Origin of the sequence: Pseudomonas lopnurensis (assembly GCF_015070855.1) — a bacterium.
In the GTDB taxonomy this organism is placed as follows: Bacteria; Pseudomonadota; Gammaproteobacteria; order Pseudomonadales; family Pseudomonadaceae; genus Stutzerimonas; species Stutzerimonas lopnurensis.
Window position 1 is genome coordinate 33,237 of record NZ_JADDIX010000098.1, and the last position, 21,410, is coordinate 54,646.

At 66.0% G+C, this 21,410-nt stretch carries 17 protein-coding genes and 1 CRISPR repeat array (1 of these 18 only partly in view); of the genes, 13 read left to right on the plus strand and 4 right to left on the minus strand.

The genetic code is table 11. The features are described from left to right. Window positions 1–321: 321 nt before the first annotated feature. The 4 genes from IN820_RS20285 to IN820_RS20300 are packed head-to-tail and all read right to left on the minus strand — an operon-like array spanning window position 322 to window position 3,739. On the minus strand, window positions 322–942 hold the full coding sequence (locus IN820_RS20285) for a hypothetical protein (RefSeq protein WP_193682696.1): 621 nt from the start codon (window positions 940–942) through the stop codon (window positions 322–324). 5 nt (window positions 943–947) lie between these two features. Beyond that, entirely contained in the window at window positions 948–2,231 is a 1,284-nt protein-coding gene (gene hemL / locus IN820_RS20290; RefSeq protein ID WP_193682697.1) for a glutamate-1-semialdehyde 2,1-aminomutase, read from the minus strand. A 57-nt stretch (window positions 2,232–2,288) separates the two neighbouring features. After that, window positions 2,289–2,918 carry a thiamine phosphate synthase gene (thiE, locus tag IN820_RS20295; RefSeq protein WP_193682809.1) on the minus strand — a complete coding sequence of 210 codons (630 nt, stop codon included), beginning with the start codon at window positions 2,916–2,918 and terminating at the stop codon, window positions 2,289–2,291. A 26-nt stretch (window positions 2,919–2,944) separates the two neighbouring features. Continuing rightward, a complete protein-coding gene (locus IN820_RS20300; RefSeq protein ID WP_193682698.1) occupies window positions 2,945–3,739 on the minus strand; it encodes a hydroxymethylpyrimidine/phosphomethylpyrimidine kinase in 795 nt (264 codons plus the stop codon). A 217-nt stretch (window positions 3,740–3,956) separates the two neighbouring features. On the opposite strand from IN820_RS20300, the gene IN820_RS20305 reads away from it, so the two are divergent. The 13 genes from IN820_RS20305 to cas2e all read left to right on the plus strand — a co-directional run bounded on the left by IN820_RS20305 (window position 3,957) and on the right by cas2e (window position 18,446). Then, the gene (locus tag IN820_RS20305) at window positions 3,957–5,960 is read left to right on the plus strand and encodes a sensor histidine kinase (protein WP_193682699.1); all 2,004 of its coding nucleotides are present in this window, start codon (window positions 3,957–3,959) and stop codon (window positions 5,958–5,960) included. Between the two features lie 180 nt (window positions 5,961–6,140). Then, on the plus strand, window positions 6,141–7,790 hold the full coding sequence (locus tag IN820_RS20310) for an acyl-CoA dehydrogenase family protein (protein WP_193682700.1): 1,650 nt from the start codon (window positions 6,141–6,143) through the stop codon (window positions 7,788–7,790). Window positions 7,791–8,378: 588 nt separating this feature from the next. Then, window positions 8,379–8,630, plus strand: a complete 252-nt coding sequence (locus IN820_RS20315) for a type II toxin-antitoxin system Phd/YefM family antitoxin (protein ID WP_193682701.1) — start codon at window positions 8,379–8,381, stop codon at window positions 8,628–8,630. Further along, window positions 8,630–9,055 carry a type II toxin-antitoxin system VapC family toxin gene (locus tag IN820_RS20320; protein ID WP_193682702.1) on the plus strand — a complete coding sequence of 142 codons (426 nt, stop codon included), beginning with the start codon at window positions 8,630–8,632 and terminating at the stop codon, window positions 9,053–9,055. Before IN820_RS20315 ends, IN820_RS20320 begins: the two co-directional genes overlap by 1 nt. 74 nt (window positions 9,056–9,129) lie before the next feature. Continuing rightward, window positions 9,130–11,874: a CRISPR-associated helicase Cas3' gene (gene cas3 / locus IN820_RS20325; protein WP_193682703.1), complete on the plus strand. Its 2,745-nt coding sequence runs from the start codon at window positions 9,130–9,132 to the stop codon at window positions 11,872–11,874. A gap of 362 nt (window positions 11,875–12,236) precedes the next feature. Continuing rightward, window positions 12,237–13,790 carry a type I-E CRISPR-associated protein Cse1/CasA gene (gene casA, locus IN820_RS20330; RefSeq protein WP_193682704.1) on the plus strand — a complete coding sequence of 518 codons (1,554 nt, stop codon included), beginning with the start codon at window positions 12,237–12,239 and terminating at the stop codon, window positions 13,788–13,790. Next, window positions 13,787–14,431 (plus strand): type I-E CRISPR-associated protein Cse2/CasB, encoded by a 645-nt coding sequence (gene casB / locus IN820_RS20335; RefSeq protein ID WP_193682705.1) that lies wholly within the window; start codon window positions 13,787–13,789, stop codon window positions 14,429–14,431. Before casA ends, casB begins: the two co-directional genes overlap by 4 nt. Beyond that, window positions 14,428–15,462, plus strand: a complete 1,035-nt coding sequence (gene cas7e / locus IN820_RS20340; RefSeq protein ID WP_193682706.1) for a type I-E CRISPR-associated protein Cas7/Cse4/CasC — start codon at window positions 14,428–14,430, stop codon at window positions 15,460–15,462. The genes casB and cas7e overlap by 4 nt, the downstream gene beginning before the upstream one ends. Before the next feature lie 3 nt (window positions 15,463–15,465). Continuing rightward, window positions 15,466–16,233, plus strand: coding sequence for a type I-E CRISPR-associated protein Cas5/CasD (gene cas5e / locus IN820_RS20345; RefSeq protein ID WP_193682707.1), 768 nt, complete (start codon window positions 15,466–15,468; stop codon window positions 16,231–16,233). Beyond that, window positions 16,230–16,892 (plus strand): type I-E CRISPR-associated protein Cas6/Cse3/CasE, encoded by a 663-nt coding sequence (cas6e, locus tag IN820_RS20350; RefSeq protein WP_193682708.1) that lies wholly within the window; start codon window positions 16,230–16,232, stop codon window positions 16,890–16,892. Before cas5e ends, cas6e begins: the two co-directional genes overlap by 4 nt. Further along, window positions 16,889–17,218 (plus strand): hypothetical protein, encoded by a 330-nt coding sequence (locus IN820_RS20355; RefSeq protein ID WP_193682709.1) that lies wholly within the window; start codon window positions 16,889–16,891, stop codon window positions 17,216–17,218. Before cas6e ends, IN820_RS20355 begins: the two co-directional genes overlap by 4 nt. A gap of 2 nt (window positions 17,219–17,220) precedes the next feature. Continuing rightward, window positions 17,221–18,147 (plus strand): type I-E CRISPR-associated endonuclease Cas1e, encoded by a 927-nt coding sequence (cas1e, locus tag IN820_RS20360; RefSeq protein ID WP_207793718.1) that lies wholly within the window; start codon window positions 17,221–17,223, stop codon window positions 18,145–18,147. Next, window positions 18,147–18,446, plus strand: coding sequence for a type I-E CRISPR-associated endoribonuclease Cas2e (gene cas2e / locus IN820_RS20365; RefSeq protein WP_193682710.1), 300 nt, complete (start codon window positions 18,147–18,149; stop codon window positions 18,444–18,446). The genes cas1e and cas2e overlap by 1 nt, the downstream gene beginning before the upstream one ends. Window positions 18,447–18,512: 66 nt before the next feature. Next, a CRISPR array of direct repeats spans window positions 18,513–21,410; the repeat unit is 29 nt; unit sequence GTGTTCCCCGCGCCCGCGGGGATGAACCG; it runs 1,890 nt beyond the window's last position.

Below are 21,410 nucleotides of genomic sequence, written 5' to 3' on the forward strand. Positions count from 1 at the left end.
AAGCCTTTAGAGGCCTTTATTAGGGCTATGTCCCACTTGCGTGTTGCATGGGCGCCATACGCCGTAGGTTGGGTTGAGGCGCGAAGCGACGAAGCCCAACACGTTTCATGTCCATGCCAGTTGGGCTTCACTGCGCTCAGCGCCAACCTACCCGCGAGCGCCCGATTGCTCGAAGTACGGCGGCGTTCTGAGCGTTCGTAGGAACGGGCGGGGACGCCGAGTCGATGCCCACGAAGCTTTTGCGCACTGAACATTCGCGGGCATGGCCCGCTCCTACGGCGGTACGTGCACCCGCAACAGCTTGCTCGGACAAGCGCCTTATTATGCAGCGCTGCCCGGAGCCTCGCGTGCGCTACCCGGCAATCGGAGCAACAGCCAGGCCGCCAGCGGGCTGGCCAGTGCCAGCAGCAGCGGCCGATAGGCACTCAATGGGTTCTCCAGCGCCATGCCCTCCATGGGCATGCCGGCCAGCAGCAGGATGGCCGCGCCCAGTCCCGCCGCGCTCGGCAGGCGGGCCGGCCACTGCAGCAGGCCGGCATGGAATGCCAGCAGGGCGCTGGCCAGTATCAGGCCGAGCGCATACGGCGTGCTCCAGCCGAGCAGTCGCGCCAGTTCGAAGAATACGCAGAGTCCGATCACCACGCGCCCCCAGTTCGGCCGGCTCCAGGCCCAGCCGCGCGCCAGGGTCAGCATGGCCAGGCCGATCAATGGCAGGCCCAGCAGCGTACTGGCGCGCTCCAGCCATTGCTGCGCCTCCTGCGCGGCCATCCCCGCGGAGCCGGCCACGCCGAGGGCGCCGCTGGCCGCGATGAGGACGAAACCCAGCAGGGCGCTGAACAACGCCGGCTGGTCGGCTTCGCCATGGGCACGGCGGGCGCGGCCGACGCACGCCGCGCTGGCGCCGGCGGTCAGGGTCAGCAGGAGGGCCTGCAGCAGCTCCATCGGGTTCACTTGAGCCTGGCGAAGGCGCGCTCGGCCGCCTCCAGGGTGATCGCAAGTTCGGTCTCGCCGTGGGCGATGGAGGTGAAGCCGGCCTCGAAGGCGCTCGGCGCCAGGTAGACGCCGCCCTCGAGCATCAGGTGGAAGAAGCGCTTGAAGCGGTCGGCATCGCTGGCCATCACATCGGCGAAGGTGACGATGTCGTCGGCGCCGCTGAAATACAGGCCGAACATGCCGCCCACCTGGGTGGTGACGAAGGGAATGCCGGCGGCATCGGCCCGATCCTGCAGGCCCTGCAGCATGCGGCTGGTGTAGTCGCTCAGCTCGGCATGGAAGCCGGGGCGGCTGATCAGCTCGAGGGTGGTCAGGCCGGCGGCCATGGCCAGCGGATTGCCCGACAGGGTGCCCGCCTGGTAGACCGGGCCGAGCGGCGCGATCCGCTCCATGATCGCGCGCTTGCCGCCGAAACAGCCGACCGGCATGCCGCCACCGATGATCTTGCCGAAGGTCGACAGGTCCGGCGTCACGCCGTAGTAAGCCTGAGCGCCGCCGAGGGCGACGCGGAAACCGGTCATCACCTCGTCGAAGATCAGCACCACGCCGTGCGCGTCGCACAGGCTGCGCAGACCTTCGAGGAAGCCCGGCGCCGGCGGCACGCAGTTCATGTTGCCGGCCACCGGCTCGACGATGATGCAGGCCACCTGCTGGCCTTTTTCCTTGAGCGTGGCTTCGACTTCGGCGAGGTCGTTGTAGGCCAGGGTCAGGGTGTGTTTGGCGAAGTCCGCCGGCACGCCCGCCGAGCTGGGCACGCCCTGGGTCAGCGCGCCGGAACCGGCCTTGACCAGCAGGCTGTCGGAATGGCCGTGGTAGCAGCCTTCGAACTTGATGATGGCGTCGCGGCCGGTGTAGCCGCGGGCCAGGCGGATCGCGCTCATGGTCGCCTCGGTGCCGGAGCTGACCATGCGCACCATCTCCATCGACGGCACCAGGCTGCAGACCCGCTCGGCCATTTCGGTTTCCATTGCGGTCGGGGCGCCATAGGACAGTCCGTGCTCGAGCTGGCGGCGTACCGCGTCGAGCACCTGCGGATGGCTGTGGCCGAGGATCATCGGACCCCAGGAGCCGACGTAGTCGACGTAGCGCTTGTCGTCCTCGTCGATCACATAGGCGCCGGCGGCGTGCTTGAGGAACAGCGGCGTGCCGCCGACGCTGCGGAAGGCGCGCACCGGTGAGTTGACGCCGCCGGGGATGTGGGTCTGGGCGCTGGCGAAGAGGGTTTCGGAACGGGACATGCGGGGCCTCGCGAATACATGGGGCGGGCCCGCGTCGGTGCGGTCCGCCGTTGGAAATCAGGGGGTGGCGAACAACTGGGCGAAGGCTTCGGCGCGGCGCTGCACCTCGGCGGCGGAGTCGGCGGCGAACAGCGCGTGAATCACGGCGATCAGGCTGGCGCCCTGGGCGATCAGCTGCGGCGCGGTCTCCAGGGTAATGCCGCCGATGGCGGCGATCGGCTGGCTGAAGCGCGCGCGGGCCTGCTGCAGCAGCTCGGCGCTGGCGGCCGGCGCACCGGGCTTGGTCCGGGAATCGAAGAAGCGGCCGAAGGCGATGTAGCTGGCGCCTTCGGCGATCGCCTGCTCGGCCAGCGCCAGTTGCGCATGGCAGGTGGCGCCGATGATCGCCTGGCGCCCGAGCAGGGCGCGCGCGGCGGACAGCGAGCCGTCTTCCTGGCCCAGGTGCAGGCCGACGCCCAGGCGTGCGGCCAGTTCGGCGTCGTCATTGATGATCAGCCGCGCGCCATGACGGGCGCAGAGTTCCTGCAGGGCGTCGGCTTCGCGCAGGCGACGGGCGTCGTCGCCGGACTTGTCGCGGTATTGCAGCAGACGGGCGCCACCCTTGAGCGCGGCTTCGACATAGGACAGCAGGCGCCCCTCGGCCAGTAGCTGGCTGTCGGTGATCGCGTAGAGGCCGCGAAGCCGGATGGTTTCCTTCATGCTCAGCTCTCCCGTCAGGCCAGGTCCAGCGGCAGGCGCCGCGGGATGTACTGGCCGTGGCCTGGGGCTTCGGCGTCACGCAGGGTGCGCCAGGTGTAATCGAGCGCGGACTTGACCGCGCTGGTCAGCGCTTCGCCCAGCGCCAGGCGGCCGGCGAGGGTGCTGGCCAGGGTGCAGCCGGAGCCGTGATAGCTGCCGGGCAGGCGCGCGCAGGTGAAATCGTGGCGACTGCCATCGCGGCAGTACAGGCGGTTGTGCACTTCGCTTTCATCGCCGTGGCCGCCGGTGATCAGCAGATGGCGGATATGCGGCAGCAGGCGTTCGGCGCACTCGTCGGCGCTGCCTTCGGGCAGTTCGGCGAGGATGCGTGCTTCCGGCAGGTTCGGCGTGGCGATGGCGGCCAGCGGGAACAGCCGCTCGCGCATGGCATAGCCGACGTCGTCCTTGCCCAGCGCACCGCCGCCGCCGGCACGCAGTACCGGATCGCAGACCAGCGGCACGCCGGGCAGCTCGCGCATGATTTCGAGGACGGTCTCGACCATCTCCACCGAGCCGAGCATGCCCAGCTTGACCGCCGCGATCGGCAGGTCGGCGATCACCGCATGGGCCTGGGCCAGCACCCATTGGCGGTCGAGCACGCGGAAATCGGAGACGTCGACGGTATCCTGCACGGTCAGCGCGGTGACCGTCGGTGCGGCATGGCAGCCCTGGGCGAGCAGGGCTTCGATGTCCGCCTGCAGGCCGGCGCCGCCACTGGGATCGTGGCCGGAAAGACAGAGGACGACGGGGCGGGAAGTAGGCTTTTTCATGGCGTGCGAGCTTATCACCAAACGATGACGACGGGACGCGCAGTTGTGCGTCCTACCGCCGCCGGCTTCCCGCCCGGCCATCGGAATGCGTTCTTTGGCCGCTGCCCGCTTTTCCGGCTGCCGGGTCGCTGTGGTAGATTGCTGGCAATTTGATTTTGGACTGCGTAGTGCGATTCGTGAAGCGCTTGCGATCGCCGCCAGGCCTGCACGAGGCACCATGCGGCACGTTCTTCTGTTCATTTTGGCGCTTTTGCCCGCCCTGGCCGCTGCCGTCGAGCTCGACGAACGAACCCGCCACCTGCCTCTCGGGCAGCACATGCAGGTGTTCGAGGACCCGCTCGGCGAGGCGCTGATCGACGACGTCGCGTCGCCAGCGTTCGCTAACCGTTTCCAGCCTCATCGCACGGCCGTGCTCAATGCCGGCTATTCCCGTTCCGTGCACTGGCTGCGCGTCGACCTGCACTATCGGCCGCTGACCGCGCAGGGCGCGCGGCGCTGGTTGCTGGAAGTGGCCTATCCGCCGCTGGACAGCCTGCAGCTCTACCTGCCCGATGACCAGGGCGGTTACCGGCTGGTGCGCGATACCGGCGACACCCGGCCCTGGGCCAGCCGCGAGATCGGCCAGGGCAACTACCTGTTCGAGGTCGAACTGCCGGCCGATCGCGTGCAGCGGGTGTACCTGCGGGTGCAGAGCGAGGGTTCGATCCAGGTGCCGCTGAGCCTCTGGTCGCATCACGCCTACCTCGAAGCCCAGCCCGGACGCCTCTACGTGCTGGGCATGATCTATGGCGTGTTGCTGGCGATGCTGGTCTACAACCTGTTCATCTATATCAGCATCCGCGACCCCAGCTACCTGTACTACATCCTCTACATCGCCGCGTTCGGCCTCTATCAGGTCTCGGTGAACGGCGCCGGCGTGCAGTTTCTCTGGCCGGACCGGCCCTGGTGGACCAACGCCGCGACGCCCTTGCTGATCGGTGCCGCGGCGCTGTTCGGTTGCCTGTTCACGCGCAGCTTCCTGCGCACGGCCGAGCACAGTCGCTGGATCGACTGGCTGCTGCGGTTGATGATCGGCTCTGCCGTGGTGGTGATCGTACTTTCGCTGACGGTGGGTTATGGCATGGCGCTGCGCCTGGCCACCGCCCTGGCGCTGCTGTTCACGCTGGTGGTGTTCGCCGCCGGCATTCTCGCCTGGCTGCGCGGCATGCGCGTGGCGCGCTACTTCATCATCGCCTGGAGCGCGTTGCTGATCGGCGGGCAGATCAACAGCCTGATGGTGCTGGGCTATCTGCCCAACACCTTTCTGACGATGTATGCCAGCCAATTGGGGGCGGCGCTGGAAGTGGTGCTGCTGTCGATGGCGCTGGCCGATCGCATCAATACCCTCAAGGACGAACGCGCCAGGATTCTCGAAACCGCGCGCGCCGAACTGGAACAACTGAACCGCGAACTGGCCGAGAGCAACCGACTCAAGGACGAGTTCCTCTCCAACATCAGCCATGAGCTGCGCACGCCGATGATGGGTGTGATGGGCGCGCTCGAACTGCTGCCGGCCTCGGAAACGCCCGAGGAACGGCAGCAGTACCAGCGCATCGCCAGCGGCTCGGCACGGGACATGATGCGGCTGGTCAACAATATCCTCGTGCTCAGTGAGATGCGCGCCGGCAAGCTGCGGCCGCACGACATCGCCTTCAGCTTGCGCGAAACCGGCGAGCGCCTGCAGCAGCGATTCGCCCCGCGGGCTCGCGACAAGGGCCTGGGCTTCGAGCTGGAGTTCGCCGACAACCTGCCGGACGGGGTGTTCGGCGATGGCGAAAAGCTCGAACAGAGTATTGCCCACCTGCTCGACAACGCCCTCAAGTTCACGGCGCGAGGGGGCGTGACGCTGCGTTTCGGCGGCTATCTGGTGGTGCCGCGGCAGCTGATGCTGCAGGTCGAGGTCATCGACACCGGTATCGGTTTCAGCGATGCCGATGAAGCCTTCCTTTATCACCAGTTCCGCCAGGTGGATGGTTCCATGACCCGCCGCTATGGCGGCCTCGGCATCGGCCTGGCGATCAGCCGCGGGCTGACCGAGGTGCTCGGTGGCCAGCTCGATCAGCAGTCGCGACCGGGCCTGGGTAGCTGCTTCCGGGTCAGCGTGCGCCTGGCATTGCTCGACGGCAACGGACAAGCGCCCGGCACCGCTAGCGGCGATCGGCTCTCCGGGAAGATTGCCTGAGGCGCTGGCCTTTTGGCCGAAACCACGCTTCAGCCATCGCCTCGAAGCGTGCTCCACTACCCCCTCGTAGCGTCGCCGGGCAGCCCTCGTATTCCGTTCCAGGTCCGTGCCCGGAAGGCCCGACTAAGCTTGCTGACACACGCAGCCTGTGCCAGCCGCACCCGATCGAGGAGCCCCGAGATGAATCTGCCGCACTGCGCCGAAACCCACGAAGTCACCAACCAGGTGCCACCGCTCGACGGCACCAACCTCTACCGCCTCGACCTGCCGTTGCAGCAATGGGTGCGGCGCTACCAGGGCGGCTGGGCCGAGCAGCGGCTCGATGCCTACGGCAGGCTCGCCGGCGGACCATTGATGGCGGCGGGCTTTCTCGCCAACGAGAACAAGCCGGTGTTCAGGAGCCACGACCGCTACGGCCATCGCATCGATCAGGTGGACTTCCATCCGGCCTATCACGAGCTGATGCGCACGGCCATCGAACATGGCATCCCGTCGCTGCCCTGGGCCGACCCGCAACCCGGCGCGCAGGTGGCGCGCGCGGCGCTGATGTACCTGCACAACCAGGCCGAGGCCGGCAGCAGTTGCCCGCTGACCATGACCTACGCCAGCGTGCCGGCGCTGCGCCTGCAGCCGGACCTCGCCGAACGCTGGCTGCCGAAAATCCTCGCCCGTGACTACGACCCGCGCAACGTGCCGATGGAGCAAAAGGCCGGCGTCACCATCGGCATGGCCATGACCGAGAAGCAGGGCGGCACCGATGTGCGCGCCAATACCACGCGCGCCCACCCGGTCGGCGCCGGCGGGCCGGGCCAGCCCTACGAACTGGTCGGGCACAAGTGGTTCTGCTCGGCGCCGATGTGCGACGCCTTCCTCACCCTGGCGCAGACCGACAAGGGGCTGTCCTGCTTCCTGCTGCCGCGCCATCGGCCGGACGGCACGCGCAATCAGTTCTACATCCAGCGCTTGAAGAACAAGCTGGGCAACTGGGCCAACGCCTCCAGCGAGGTGGAGTATCGCGGCGCGCTGGCCTGGATGGTCGGCGAGGAAGGCCGCGGCGTGCCGACCATCATCGAGATGGTCTCCTCGACCCGCTTCGACTGCATGATCGGCTCCAGCTCGCTGATGCGCCAGGCGCTGACCCAGGCCATGCACCATTGCGCGCACCGGCTGGTCGGCGGCCGCGTGCTGCTGGAACAGCCGCTGATGCGCAACGTACTGGCCGATCTCGCCCTGGAGAGCGAAGCGGCACTGGCGCTGACCCTGCGCATGGGCCGCGCCCAGGACAATCGCCACGACGAGCAGGAAGACAAATTCGCCCGCCTGGTCACCGCCATCGGCAAGTACTGGATCTGCAAGCGCGCGCCGGACATGATCGCCGAGGCCAGCGAATGCCTGGGTGGCGCCGGCTACGTCGAGGAGACCATCCTGCCGCGGCTGTACCGCGAAGCGCCGGTCAACTCCATCTGGGAAGGCTCCGGCAACGTGCAGTGCCTGGACGTACTGCGCGCCCTGTCGAAAGAGCCCGGCGTGCTCGAAGCGCTGTTCGCCGAGCTCGGCGACGGTCATGGCGATGCCCGACTTCAGACGCACATCCAGCGGCTGCAGAGCGCCTTCCGCGATACCGACGACATCCAGTACCGTGCCCGCCAACTCACCGAAGACATCGCCGTCGGCCTGCAGGCCAAGCTGCTGCTGGAAGCGGGCAACACCGCCGTGAGCGACGCCTTCATCGCCAGCCGTCTGGAAGGTTGCGGTCGGGCCTACGGCACGCTGCCGCGGGGGCTGGATATCGGAGCCTTGCTGGAGCGCAGCGCGCCGCATCTGGCTTGAGCGGGAGCCGGCAACTTGGCGTTACCTTGTATGAGCGCGAACGGTCCCGGTCACCGCGCGCATCCCCGCGGGAGAAGGGAGCACGTCTTGCGAACCTTGTAGGTGTCTCCCGGTTCAACCCCGCAGGTGAGGGGAACGCGATGCCAGTCTTGGCACCGACGTGCACCCGGCCGGTCGCGCGAGCGCGAACTGCATCTGCCGCAGGATATCGACCACCTGGTGCAGGCGGTGTATGGCGATGACCAATTACCGGCCGATCTTGCCGAGGCGGACCGGGCCTTTATCGAGGATGGCGCGACTCCGAGCAACTGCGGCCCGATGCGTTGGCGAAAAAGCCCCATGTCCGGCAACTGAAGACCTCGCGCGAGGCACTGCCAGGCCGAGGTGCCACAGGCCTTCGCCGAGCACCCGCTGCTGCGTCACTTGAAGCCACTACGTCTGGCCGATGGCTGCCTGCGGATCGGGCGGTTGACGGTGCGCCTGGATGACGAGTTGGGGCTGCTGTATCGGCAGGAGACGAACAAGACCTTGTCTGAATGAACGCCAGGAGTAGTATGTGTCTACATATCTACTTTTGCGAGGGGTATCATGCAAACCATACTCACCAGTCGTGAATTCAACCAGGACGCCAGCGGTGCCAAGCGCGCCGCCAAACAAGGTCCGGTGTTCATCACCGACCGCGGCAGGCCTGCCCATGTGTTGCTCAGCATCGAGGAGTACCAGCGCCTGACTGGCGGCCCGGGCAGCATCATCGACCTGCTGGCCATGCCGGGGGTCGAGGAAGTCGAGTTCGAGGCGCCGCGTGCACAGGGATTGTCGCGCCCGGCGGATCTGTCCTGATGTTCGTGCTCGATACCAACGTCGTTTCCGAATTGCGCAAGGCGAAAAGCGGCAAGGCCGATCCGCGTCTGGTGGCCTGGGCGCAACGTCTGCTGCCCGGGCAATTGTTCATTTCCGCGATCACCGTGCTGGAGCTGGAGACCGGCGTGCTGCTGGTGGAGCGCCGCGACCCGCAGCAGGGTGCCCTGCTGCGCGCCTGGCTCGACGGCCATGTGCTGCCGGGCTTTGCCGGGCGCATCCTGCCTGTCGACAGTGCCGTGGCGCAGCGTTGCGCCCAGTTGCACGTCCCCGACCCGCGCGCCGAACGCGACGCCCTGATCGCCGCGACGGCGCTGGTGCACGGCATGGCGGTGGCTACGCGCAATACTGTCGATTTCGCCTCGACCGGGGTTGCGCTGCTCAACCCTTGGGAGTTTGGCGGTTGAGTTGATCTGGCACCTTCTGTAGTGGCACTTTGTTAGCCTTGTTTGCTCCACGGTTGCCTTGCAGGGAGTGCGACATGAGTGAACCGACCACGCCTGGATATTTCGCCTACTGGGGCAAGGCGTCCCCGGAGCAGGACAGCTCGGCCCGTTATCATCTGCTGGCGTTTCATAGCCTGGACGTAGCGGCCTGCGGGCAGGCTCTGCTGACGTTGCCGCAGTTCTCGCTGCGTCCTCTGGCCCAGGCGCTGGATTGGCCGCTGCCGGTGGTCGAGAATTTGTTCGTGTTCTTCCTGGCCCTGCACGATCTGGGCAAGTTCGCCCGCGCGTTCCAGGGGCTGGTGCCGGATCTCTCGCCGGATCTGGTGCGCAACGATGCCGGCAAGGTCTATGGCCGTCGTCACGATACCCTTGGCTGGGTGCTGTGGCAGGAAAAGCTGGCGGAGACCTTTCCAGATGACCGTCTGCCGGTGCCTGACGATGAGTTCTGGGAGACCTGGATACGCACGGCGGTCGGTCATCATGGCAAACCACCTGAAGAAGACCAGGATGGCGGCCTGTTTTCCTTGCAGGCTGCGGAATTCTTCGTGCGTGAAGATTTCCGCGCCACACGGGAGTTCGTCGAGTCGCTGGCGGCCTGGCTATTGCCGGAGGGGGTTCCCGAACCGGGGCGTCGGCAGATCGAGGTGCTGCGTCGGCATGCCTGGAAACTGGCCGGGCTGGCGGTGCTGGCCGATTGGCTGGGTTCCAATCAGGCGTTCTTCGCATATGCCACGCAGCCCAGGGACATGCGGGACTACTGGCAGGATACGGCGCTGCCGCAAGCGCGTCAGGCGCTGCAGGCAGCCGGCCTGCTGGCCCAGCCGATCCGCCACTGGGCGTCTCCTGTGCAACTGTTCGACTATCTACAACCACCCACACCATTGCAGTGCTACGCCGCCGAGGTGGAACTGGAGCCAGGGCCGCAACTGTTTCTGCTGGAGGACGTGACCGGGGCCGGCAAGACCGAGGCGGCGCTGATCCTGGCGCAGCGGCTTATGCAGCAAGGTGTGGCTCAGGGTTTGTATTTCGCTCTGCCGAGCATGGCTACCGCCAACCAGATGTACCAGCGGGTTGGCCAGGTCTATCGGCGGCTTTACCAGGCGCAGGCCGAGCCTTCTCTGATTCTCGCCCACGGTGCCCGGCAGTTGATGGAGGGCTTTCGCCAGAGCATCGTTCAGGCCGGCGAGCAGCCGAGTGATCACAACTACCAGCGTGGCGATGCCTCGGCCAGCGCACAGTGCAATGCCTGGCTGGCGGACAACCGCAAGAAGGCGCTGCTCGCCGAGGTGGGGGTTGGTACCCTCGACCAGGCGCTGCTGGCGGTATTGCCGGCGCGGCATCAGTCGCTTCGCCTGCTGGGGCTGGCGGGCAAGGTGCTGCTGGTCGATGAGGTACATGCCTATGACAGTTATATGGTCACCCTGCTGAAGAAGCTGCTGACGGCCCATGCTCGCCAGGGCGGCAGCGTGATTCTGCTATCGGCCACCCTACCGGCGCGGATGCGTGAGGAACTGCTGGAGGCCTATCGTTTCGGCTTGGACGTGGTGCGCGACGAGCTGCCGATGGATCGCCGCTATCCGCTGGCGACCCAGGTGGGGCAGCATGTGGCCAGCCATGAGTGCGCGACGCGTGAACAACTGGTGCGCCAGGTGCAGGTCAGCTTCCTGCATGAGGAGGCGGCGGTGCTGGCTCTGGTCGTCGAGCAGGCCCGCGCGGGGCGTTGCGTATGCTGGATACGCAATACCGTGGAGGATGCCCGTCGGGCTTTTGGCGAGCTGGCCAAGGTTTTGCCGGCAGAGCAGTTGCTGCTGTTCCATAGCCGCTTCGCCATGGGTGACCGGCTGGACATCGAGGAAGTTGCCCTGCGTCGCTTCGGCAAGCGCTCCACGGCCGATATGCGCCGGGGTCAGGTGTTGATCGCCACCCAGGTGGTGGAGCAGTCCCTCGACCTGGATTTCGATGCCATGGTCAGTGACCTGGCCCCCATCGACCTGCTGATCCAGCGGGCCGGGCGCTTGCAGCGGCACGCGCGGCAGGCCGATGGCTCGCCTGCCTCCGACAGTGTCGAGCGCAGGCCCGCACCGGTGCTGCATGTGTTGTGTCCCCCTGTCGATGATGAGCCTGCCGCCGACTGGTATGCCGCGCTGTTTCCCAGGGCCTGTTATGTCTACCCGAATATTGGCCAGCTCTGGCTGGGGGCCAGGGCGTTGCTGCGGGCGGGGTGTATCCATAGTCCTGGGAAGGCCGGCCAACCTGGCGCGGTGCGTGAGCTGGTGGAGGCTGTTTACGGGGACGAGGCGGAGTCTGTTCCGGAGTCGCTGCAAGGCGCCACTCGTGAGCAAATGGGCAAGGATCTGGCAGAACAAAGCCAGGCCAGCTTCAACTCGCTCAACCTGGACAAGGGCTATTGCATCGACAGCAGTGGTCGCTGGTACGAGGACGCGCGCGTGCCGACGCGCCTGGGCGACGAGAGCCTGACGCTGTACCTGGCGCGTGAGCAGGGCGGAGAGCTGCGCCCGCTGCTCGATGGCGTGGCCAATGCTTGGGAGCAATCGGCGGTGCGCATCGATGCGCGCAAGGCCGAGGCGCTGGCGCCCGCCTGGCTGCAGCGCTTCGATCTGGCACTGCAAGCCCTGCGCAGCCGTTATCGGTTGCTGGAGGAGCCAGCCTTTGTCCTGCCGTTGCAGGAAGCCGGTGAGGAACTGCTTGGCAGGGTGCTGGACAAGAACGGTAAGGAGCTGGAGATGCGTTATGACCCGGTGCAGGGGCTGCGGTGGTGAGAGCCTAACGACTGGGTGGCCACTGTCTTGTGTTACACGGCCAGTGCAGGGTAGTACGTGGTCGATGTGCCTGAGATCGCTTTGGTCGTTCTAGCGGTTATCGGCATCCTTGCCTTTGTTCACACCCACTGCTACGGGGAGAACCCAAACGCCCAATTTCCGCCACATTTTGGTGATCGGCTAATCCCCGCAGTGCGGGGAACGATGACTACCGCATCCTTTGCACGGTCCATCCCGGTCAGCCAGGGAAGCTTTGCAAGTATAGATAACTGTAAAGGATGGGGTTCGGGGTTTCCTACATTTGACGAGTGATGGCTACTGGCTATAGTTTCGTTCTCTGGGCACCCATAGGAGCAAGCTGAATGGACTTATTGCAAAGCGCCTGGATGTTTGTCAGGCAAGGTGACGGAGGCCTAGCCTGGATTTCACCTTTCCAGATCGGCGAGAGCGCCTGGCATGATCTGCACGCCCCCCGCCCCGACTTCCGTGGCGCGCTCTACCAGTTCCTGATCGGCCTGCTGCAGACCGCCTATGCGCCGCAGGACAATCGCGCGTGGCGCGAACGTTGGGCCAATCCCCCGTCTGCCGCCGAGCTGGAGGCCGCCTTCGCTCCCTATCGCGATGCGTTCGTGCTGGAAGGTGATGGCCCGGCCTTCATGCAGGATCTGCAATTGCCGGCGGACGCCAACCAGTTGCCGGTGCTCAACCTGTTGATCGACGCCGGTTCCGACAGCAACCAGTTTTTCAACAAGCCCGCCGACCATGGCCTGTGCGCCAGCTGTTTCACCCAGGCGCTGCTGACTCTGCAACTGAATGCCCCGCCGGGTGGTCGTGGCACCCGCACCTCGTTGCGTGGTGGCGGCCCGCTGACCACCTTGCTGGTGCCGGCCGGCGAGCGGGCCACGCTCTGGCAGCGGCTCTGGCTCAATGTATTGCCGGTGGACGCCCTCGGTTATCCCAAGGTGAAGAACCGTGGCGACGTATTGCCCTGGTTGCAGCCGACCCGTACCAGCGATGCCGCCGGAGTCGGCGACACCACGCCGGAAACCGTACACCCCTTGCAGGCCTACTGGAGCATGCCAAGGCGTATCCGCCTGGACGACTCCACCGCCGGCCAGGGCGATTGCACCCTGTGCGGTGCTGGCGATGTGCGCTTGGTCCGTCATTACCGCACCCGCTACGGCGGCACCAACTACACCGGCGCCTGGGTGCATCCGCTGACGCCCTACAGCCTCGATGCCAAGGGGGAAAAGCCGCCGCTGTCGATCAAGGGCCAGCGCGGCGGCATCGCTTACCGTCACTGGCTGGGCCTGACCCTCGGCAACGAAGACAAGCAGCCGGAGGCCGCTCGGGTGGTGCGTCATTTCACCCGCAACATCAAGCGGCCAGCGGTGCGCCTGTGGTGCTTCGGCTATGACATGGACAACATGAAAGCCCGCTGCTGGTACGACAGCACCTTGCCGGTGCATGCGCTCGAGGATGACGACTTGCAGAAGTCGTTCGCCCATAGCGCCAAGCAGTTGCTGGATGTCGCCAGCGATACCGCCAAGCTGCTGCATCAGCAAGTCAAGGCTGCCTGGTTCAAGCGCCCCGGCGATACCGGCAGCGAGCCGGCCATCGCGCAGAGCTTCTGGCAGCGTTCGGAGGCCGAGTTCTATGGCCTGCTGGAGCAGCTCAGTGCCTGCGATCTGGAAAGCCCGGCGGCACTCGCGTCGCTGTACCGGCGCTGGCTGTTGCGCACTCGCAGCCTGGCGCTGGAACTGTTCGACGAGTGGGCCATGGCGGCGCCCATCGAGGATTTGAACCTGGAGCGTGTGACCAAGGCACGTGCCGGATTGGGTAAGGAACTCAACAATGCCAAGGCGATGAAGGCGTTGTGGAAGACCGTCAACTCTCAGCTCAAGGAGCGTGCATGAAAGCCCGGAATTACCTGGACGATGCGCAGCGACAGTGGGTACGCAACTGGTGGCGTGCGCTGCAGCCACGTTCAGCGGATGACAAACCTTTGCCCGCCATGCTGGCGGGCTTGGGACGGGGCGGCCGCGCCAGGCTGCGTCGTTGCAGCAGCCTCGATGATCTGCTGCTGGAATGGGCCAATCACCTGCTGGTGGATCACTTGATCGAACTGGATCGTCACAAGAGTTGGCGCTGCCTGACCGATGAATCCGAGGCCTATGTCCACCTGGCGTTGATCGGCGGGGTGCTGGCGCAAGTCCGCGAGGACAGCCACGACGGCCTGAGCTTGGCCGAGCATCTGGGCAAGCTGGTTGGAAACGAGCGACGGGTCATGAGCGAGTCACGTTTCAAGCGTCTGCAGCGTGCGCGTGACCTGGATGATCTGTACCTGCAATGGCTGCGCGCGGTGAAGCAGTTGGGCGGCAAGGTCGATGTCGGGCAACTGGCCGACGACCTGCTGGCCTGGCTGATCGAACTCGAACAGCCGCCAGGCCGTGCCAGCGATGGTGTGAAGTTTCGCTGGGCCTATGACTATTACCTGAGCAAGCGGGAACAGGCTGCCGCCGAGGGCCCCGTATCCAACAAGGAGTTGAGCGCATGACCCGTTTCGTCCAATTGCACCTGCTGATTTCCTATCCGCCGGCCAACCTCAACCGCGATGACCTGGGCAACCCGAAGAGCGCGCGCATGGGCGGCGTCGAGCGCCTGCGCGTGTCGTCGCAGAGCCTGAAGCGGGCCTGGCGTACCTCGGAGTTGTTCCAGCAGGTGCTGGCCGGCAGCATCGGTACGCGCACCAAGCGCCTGGGCGTGGAGGCCTTCGAGGCCCTGACCAAGGCTGGCATCGGCGAAAAGCAGGCCGCCGACTGGGCCGGGCAGATCGCCAAGGTCTACGGTGCGGTGAAGAAGGACAGTCCGCTGGAAATCGAGCAACTGGTCCATATCGCTCCCGAGGAGCGCGATTCGCTGGATACACTGGTCGCCATCCTGGCACAGGAAAAGCGTGGACCGACGGACGACGAGTTGGATGTCCTGCTGCACCCGCAGGCCGCGGTAGACATTGCCATGTTCGGTCGCATGCTGGCTTCCAAAACCCGGTTCAATGGCGAGGCGGCGGTGCAGGTGGCCCACGCCATTGGCGTGCATGCTTCGGCTATCGAAGATGACTATTTCACAGCCGTGGACGACCTCAATCAGAGCGAGCCGGGCGCTGCGCATATCGGCGAATCCGGCTTTGCCGCCGCGGTGTTCTACCAGTACCTGTGCATCGATCGCGACCTGCTGAAGCACAACCTTGGCGGCGACGAAGAACTCACGCAAAAGGCGCTTCGTGCCTTGGTCCAGGCAGCCTTGACTGTCGGCCCCAGCGGCAAGCAGAACAGCTTCGCCAGCCGCGCCTACGCCCACTACGCCCTGGCGGAAAAGGGGCCGCAGCAACCGCGTTCGCTGTCGCTGGCCTTCGTCAAGCCGGTCAGCGGTGGCGACTATGCCGGCGAGGCCGTGGAGGCGCTCGAACGTGTGCGCGACAACATGGACAAGGTCTACGGTGCCTGCGCCGACAGTCGCAAGCAGTTCAATGTGCTGACCGGAGAAGGCTCGTTGGCCGAGCTGCTCGACTTTGTCGCGGCGGAGTGAGCCATGACCGATTATCTGCTGTTGCGCCTCTATGGCCCCCTGGCCAGTTGGGGCGAGATCGCGGTGGGCGAGTCGCGGCACTCGGCGGTGCATCCCGCGCGCTCGGCGCTGCTGGGCCTGCTGGGCGCCGCGCTGGGGGTCGAGCGGGCTGACGAAGCGGGCCAGCGGGCGTTGATTGGCGGCTATCGTTTTGGCATCAAGCTGGAGTGCGCTGGTTCGCCGCTGCGCGATTACCACACCGTTCAGGTCGGTGTGCCGCCGCGCAAGTTCCAGTTCCGCTCGCGTCGCCAGGAGTTGGCGGCGGACAAGGTGGATACCATTCTGTCCGCCCGGGAGTATCGCTGCGACAGCCTGGCACTGGTGGCCGTGGAGGCCTTGCCGAATGCGCCTGCCGAGCTGGATGAGCTGGCGCAGGCGTTGCGTCAGCCGCACTTCCCTCTCTATCTCGGGCGCAAATCCTGCCCGCTGGCCTTGCCACTGCTGCCGCAACGGGTGGCGGCAGCCAACCTGCGCGAGGCGCTGGATGGCGTGCAGTGGCCTTCATTGCTGGGGCTGCTCGAAAAAACTCCGCCGCAACAGGCATGGCCCACTCGGGAGGATCGCCAGGCGTTCCGCGCAAAACAGGTGCGCTACTACTGGGAGGATGGGATGCTGGCGGGCCTGCAACCGAGTTTCGAAACGGTACGGCATGACCAGCCGCTGTCACGCAGCCGCTGGCAGTTCGCACCGCGCCGCGAGTGGGTGGCGTTGGGCGAGGGAGAGCAGCGATGAGCCACTATTTTTCCCACGTCCGCCTGCTGGCCAGCCTGAGGCAGAACGACTGGCTGCGTGATCTGGCGCGGCATGGTGAGCCGTATCGCGACCACGCGTTGATCTGGCGGCTGTTTCCCGGCGATGGCATGGAGCGGGATTTCCTGTTCCGCCGTTTGGAGGACGAGCGCAGCTTCTATGTGGTGTCCGCTCGCCCACCACGACCGGACTCGGGGCTGTTCCAGATCCAGAGCAAACCCTACGCGCCACGACTGGAGCGGGGGGAGTGGCTGCGTTTCGATCTGCGCGCCAATCCCACGGTCAGCTTGCGCCAGGAGGACGGGCGTTCCCGCCGGCACGATGTACTGATGCATGCCAAGTATCGAGTGCCTGCCGAACAGCGTGAGCATCTGGGAGAGGTGCTGGATGCTGCCGGGAAGGACTGGTTGCTGTCGCGAGCCGAACGCTGGGGGCTGGACGTTCGAGAGGGCAGCGTGCTGCAAAACGGCTATCGCCAGCACCGGCTCAGGCGCAAGGGGCGCAATATCGAATATTCCAGCCTGGATTATCAAGGCATGGCCCAGGTGACTGACCCGGAACGTTTGCATCAGGCACTGTTGGAGGGCGTCGGTCACAGCAAGGGCTTTGGCTGCGGCCTGCTGCTGGTCAGGCGGGTATGAAGGTGAGCACAGGGAGGGAGGCGGCTCATGAAAGCCAAGCTGCAGGTTTTGGAGCGGGACATCGCCACCTCTCCCAAGGTGATATCAAGCACATCTGCATCGCCGACATCGCCCGCTACAAGAGCCCTGGCCGTACCGGTGCTATCATCGGAAGCTGGCTGCGCAACCGTAACACCATCGAGTTCGCGAGGAGCCGGGCGCAGCTGGACAACCCTGATTTCAAACCCATCGGATTGGACGGGAGTAGAAAACAGGCCGACTTCACCTGGGCGTCCAGACAATGGATCGACCTGCCGCGGCTGCCATTGGCGAGCGAGGGGAACTGAGCATGGCCGGTACGCTGCTGCCCCCGCTCAAACCCCTGCCGATGAAGGATCGGGTGTCGATGATCTTCGTCCAGTACGGGCAGATCGACGTGCTGGACGGCGCCTTTGTGGTGATCGACAAGACCGGCGTGCGCATGCACATCCCGGTCGGCTCGGTGGCCTGCATCATGCTCGAACCCGGCACGCGGGTATCCCATGCCGCCGTGCACCTGGCTTCCACCGTGGGCACCCTGCTGGTATGGGTGGGCGAATCCGGCGTGCGTTTGTATGCCAGTGGCCAGCCGGGCGGGGCGCGGGCGGATCGTCTGCTGTATCAGGCCAAGCTGGCGCTGGACGACGACCTGCGTTTGAAGGTGGTGCGCAAGATGTACGAACTGCGTTTCCAGGAACCGGCACCGGCACGCCGCAGCGTCGAACAACTGCGTGGCATCGAAGGGGCGCGGGTGCGCGAAACCTACAAACTGTTGGCCAGGCAGTACGGCGTCGACTGGCGGGCGCGCAACTACGACCGACAGCAATGGGATGCGGCGGATATTCCCAACCGCTGCCTATCGGCGGCCACGTCCTGCCTGTACGGTATCGCCGAAGCCGCCGTGCTGGCGGCAGGCTATGCACCCGCGGTGGGTTTTATCCACACGGGAAAGCCGTTGTCCTTCGTCTACGATATCGCCGATCTGTTCAAGTTCGAGACCGTGGTGCCGCTGGCTTTTCGGATCGCCGCCAAGACACCACCACAGCCCGAGCGGGAAGTGCGCCTGGGCTGCCGCGACCTGTTCCGCTCCAGCAAGATCCTCGCGAAGATCATCCCTACCATCGAAGAGGTGCTGTCCGCCGGCGGCATCTCGCCACCCGAAGCACCACCCGAATCCGTACCGCCTGCCATCCCCAACCCTGAAAGCATCGGCGAAGCCGGGCACAGGACGCAGTGATGAGCTTCCTCGTCGTGGTCACCGAAAACGTACCGCCGCGCCTGCGTGGCCGTATGGCCATCTGGCTGCTGGAGGTTCGTGCCGGGGTTTACATAGGCGATGTCTCCAAACGCACCCGCGAAATGATCTGGGAACAACTGCGCGAGGGGCACGAGGACGGCAACGTGGTCATGGCCTGGGCCAGCAACCATGAGTCCGGCTACGAATTCCAGACCCTGGGGCCTAACCGCCGCTTACCCGTGAAATTCGATGGTCTGCGTCTGGTCGCCTTCCATCCGCTGGAAAATCCCGATCTTTAACAAGGAAAAGTTGGTAGATTTTTAGCAGCCAATTTTTCCCTTGAAGATTAATTGGTTACGCTAAGTGTGTTCCCCGCGCCCGCGGGGATGAACCGACGAGTCGAAGGCGCCCGGAAAGCTCGACGTTGTGTTCCCCGCGCCCGCGGGGATGAACCGATGGCGGCGCAACTCTGCCTTCGACCCAAAAAGTGTTCCCCGCGCCCGCGGGGATGAACCGCACTCCATCCAGACAGCTTTGATGACCGGAGCGTGTTCCCCGCGCCCGCGGGGATGAACCGGCGACAAGACGGTCAGCGATCTGGCCGCACTGGTGTTCCCCGCGCCCGCGGGGATGAACCGGAGCTGGTCGAGGCCCGCGCCTACCTGGGCGCGTGTTCCCCGCGCCCGCGGGGATGAACCGGTATGAACCGGTTGGTGGCTGTTGTCGGGCAAGTGTTCCCCGCGCCCGCGGGGATGAACCGCTCAACGCCAAGGTGCGCGCCGACCTCAAGCAGTGTTCCCCGCGCCCGCGGGGATGAACCGTGATCAATAGCGCAGGGGGCTGCGATTTTGAGGTGTTCCCCGCGCCCGCGGGGATGAACCGCGCGCGTCGGTACTCCTTGACCATCTGGCGCGGTGTTCCCCGCGCCCGCGGGGATGAACCGTACTCGCAGCAAGCCTCCCACAGCGCATCAGCGTGTTCCCCGCGCCCGCGGGGATGAACCGGGCTTCGTAGTCATCGGCCAGGACGTAGAAACGTGTTCCCCGCGCCCGCGGGGATGAACCGAACCCGGACGGCACGCCCTACGCCCCACGCAAGTGTTCCCCGCGCCCGCGGGGATGAACCGATGGGAATCGTTTTCCTGGCGCATACCGGCATGTGTTCCCCGCGCCCGCGGGGATGAACCGGACGATAGTTCTGGTCGTGACGGCAATAATTCGTGTTCCCCGCGCCCGCGGGGATGAACCGCGCAACAGTTTGCGCCCTATCTGCGCCCGACCGTGTTCCCCGCGCCCGCGGGGATGAACCGGTCGCCGGCGCGCAGCTTGGCGATCTCGACCGGTGTTCCCCGCGCCCGCGGGGATGAACCGTTCATGCCGGCCTGGGGGTGGATGCGGTAGAGGTGTTCCCCGCGCCCGCGGGGATGAACCGGGCCTGGGCGGCGTTGAGGCGGGTTGTGTTGGGTGTTCCCCGCGCCCGCGGGGATGAACCGTACGGCCGGATCACGCAGACAGGCGAACGAACGTGTTCCCCGCGCCCGCGGGGATGAACCGTTGTTGCTGTACAGGTCCGGCGCGCTGGTGATGTGTTCCCCGCGCCCGCGGGGATGAACCGACAGCAATTAATTTTATAAATGCTTTGCCTGAGTGTTCCCCGCGCCCGCGGGGATGAACCGCCCCTTCAGGTAGGCGGCATGGGCTCGCTTGTGTGTTCCCCGCGCCCGCGGGGATGAACCGTTCGTCGCAATACTGGGCGATGCGGTACAGCGGTGTTCCCCGCGCCCGCGGGGATGAACCGCCCCGCACGGGGCGGGGCTTCGGGTGGCGGCGGTGTTCCCCGCGCCCGCGGGGATGAACCGTTCTCGACGCCATCCGGGCCGATCAGCGGCGTGTGTTCCCCGCGCCCGCGGGGATGAACCGGTTTCGGCAGCGTCTGCCGGTTCCGCATCCTCGTGTTCCCCGCGCCCGCGGGGATGAACCGATGCTCGACAACGAAGAGCAGCGCGTCTTTGAGTGTTCCCCGCGCCCGCGGGGATGAACCGACTTGCAGGACGGTTTCTTTCGGCGGCACGATGTGTTCCCCGCGCCCGCGGGGATGAACCGCCTAATCACATCCGCGCGCGGCGGACCTTCGGGTGTTCCCCGCGCCCGCGGGGATGAACCGCGGTACGAACTGAAAATCACGAAACGCTATGCGTGTTCCCCGCGCCCGCGGGGATGAACCGATATCGGCAGTTCGCTAAACGACCAGTTGCAAGTGTTCCCCGCGCCCGCGGGGATGAACCGGATTTGCTCAATACAGCCGCGATGGTCATCGGGTGTTCCCCGCGCCCGCGGGGATGAACCGGCCGGCGTCTGGTGCGATTTCTCGACCGGCGAGTGTTCCCCGCGCCCGCGGGGATGAACCGGGCGAGCATTCCGTGGATGGATGCGGACGGGGGTGTTCCCCGCGCCCGCGGGGATGAACCGCTTTCGTGACCGGCGCCGTCACCGCCGCCTGAGTGTTCCCCGCGCCCGCGGGGATGAACCGGACCAGCTCATGCCACACCTCTTCCTCCTCGGGTGTTCCCCGCGCCCGCGGGGATGAACCGCTTGCTGCTACGACGGAACCCTTTGATCCGACGTGTTCCCCGCGCCCGCGGGGATGAACCGGATTCGAGGCAAACGACGCGAGCTGCCGTGAGGTGTTCCCCGCGCCCGCGGGGATGAACCGCGGCCTGGATGCTGTCGTCGGTGGCGCCGGCTCGTGTTCCCCGCGCCCGCGGGGATGAACCGGCAGAGTTCGAGGCCGCCAGGGGCACCAACGCGTGTTCCCCGCGCCCGCGGGGATGAACCGCTTGTAATTCTTCAGCAGGGCGATCATTGCATGTGTTCCCCGCGCCCGCGGGGATGAACCGCTGCACGTGCGACCCCGCTACGACGGCCTGCCGTGTTCCCCGCGCCCGCGGGGATGAACCGGGTGGCCAATTTGGCCAGCCCCCTGGGGGTGAGTGTTCCCCGCGCCCGCGGGGATGAACCGAGATAGCCATGGAATGCGATTTCGACACCCTCGTGTTCCCCGCGCCCGCGGGGATGAACCGTTTTACCCGTTTGGCGAAGCGCCGGAGGGGGTGTGTTCCCCGCGCCCGCGGGGATGAACCGCCAGGCTGAGTGGCGAGCCGGCGCGCATCGCGGTGTTCCCCGCGCCCGCGGGGATGAACCGGCTGCTTTACTTTGGTGAGTGGGCGCCTTGATGTGTTCCCCGCGCCCGCGGGGATGAACCGG